The 569-nt window shown below is 75.4% G+C and carries 1 protein-coding gene and 1 pseudogene; both read left to right on the forward strand.

Annotated elements, in window-relative coordinates; all coding sequences use genetic code 11:
• Positions 1-224 (forward strand): annotated as a pseudogene (locus BYZ73_RS23205) (HK97 gp10 family phage protein); the annotation flags it as partial.
• Positions 221-569: tail completion protein gp17 (gene gp17, locus BYZ73_RS21640; protein ID WP_146746411.1), on the forward strand; the 349-nt coding region annotated here is incomplete at its 3' end. The pseudogene BYZ73_RS23205 and the gene gp17, both read left to right, overlap by 4 nt.

Here is a 569-nt window from a genome sequence, read left to right on the forward strand (position 1 = left end):
CGCATGCCCATCTGGTCGAGTTCGGCACCGTCGAGCGGCATCTGGAAAGCGGCGGTTCGACCGGCACCATGCCCGCCCAGCCCTTCATGCGCCCCGCCTGGGATGCGACGCGCGAGGCGGTGCTGGACGACATTGCCGAGGGGCTCGGCCGCGAGATCGCCGCGACCGTGGCCCGCCGGGCGAAGCGGCTGGCGAAGACGCGCGCGCAAGGGGGCGGCCGATGAGCCTCAAGGCCGACCTGACCGACCTCCTGCTGCGCGATCCGGCCCTCGCCGATCTGGTCGGCGCGCGCATCACCTGGGGCCGCCGCGCGCCCGGCGAGGGGCTCCCGGCCGTGGTCCTGACCCGGGTCGGCGCGACGCGCGACTATCATATGAAGGGCGTCACCGCGCTCCGCCGGACCCGGATCCAGGCGGAGATCCTCGCCACCACGCTGGCCGAGGCGGGCGCGGTCGAGGCGGCGCTGACCGCCCGGCTCGACGGGATCCGCGGCCCCCATGGCGGCACCGATGTCCGCGGCCTCTTCGTCGAGGCGCTGCGCGACGGGCTCGACACCGACCGGGACGGCA

Source organism: Rhodovulum viride, assembly GCF_003265965.1.
Taxonomy (GTDB): Bacteria; Pseudomonadota; Alphaproteobacteria; order Rhodobacterales; family Rhodobacteraceae; genus Rhodovulum; species Rhodovulum kholense.